Annotated in this window: 1 protein-coding gene; it reads right to left on the bottom strand. The window is 42.7% G+C overall.

The features are described from left to right. Positions 1-3: 3 nt before the first annotated feature. On the bottom strand, positions 4-613 hold a 610-nt coding region (locus Xentx_RS18280; RefSeq protein ID WP_074021893.1), incomplete at its 5' end, for an IS982 family transposase.

Raw genomic sequence — 613 nt, 5'->3', positions numbered from 1 at the left:
ACCTCAGCTTCGTTTAAAAATAGCGATTTCATTATCCCGTAGATTCAAGCTCGGTTTTTTAGGTTGGAATGTATAAGCAATAAGGCCGGCAGTAACTTCCAATAAAAAACCGAGTTGACTGCGATGCCTTGAATGCTCTATCTGAGAAATATTCTTGAGCTGATCAACGACAGTTTCTATCAAAAACCGCCGCCTTAACATCAATCTATCCCAGAGAGATAATGCCTTGGCTTTCATGTTACTCCGGACATTCGTGATTAACGTGACACCTTCTGCTTCCAATTCATCACATAAAGCCTGGGATAAGTCCCCTTTATCACCATACAAACATCCTGTTAATCCTTTTGTCAGCGCTTTGACTGGCTGGCGATCATCCGTGTTTCCTGCGGTGAGTTTCACGGCTAACAATTCGCCGCAATCATTGATAACCAAATGAAGTTTAAAGCCATAAAACCAGCCGGTACTGGTTTTTCCTCGTTGTGCCATTCCCTCAAATACCCGATGACGAGGAATACGAAGGTTATGACAAACGGCAATTTTGGTGGAATCAATAAAAGCGATCCCTTGAGTTGTTACCTTACGTGACGACAGAAAAGCGCATAAAGGGATAAGC

The organism is Xenorhabdus thuongxuanensis, from assembly GCF_001908095.1.
Lineage (GTDB): Bacteria > Pseudomonadota > Gammaproteobacteria > Enterobacterales > Enterobacteriaceae > Xenorhabdus > Xenorhabdus thuongxuanensis.
The sequence above is the reverse complement of the archived record's forward strand: the minus strand, read 5'-3'. Positions and strand labels throughout refer to the sequence as shown.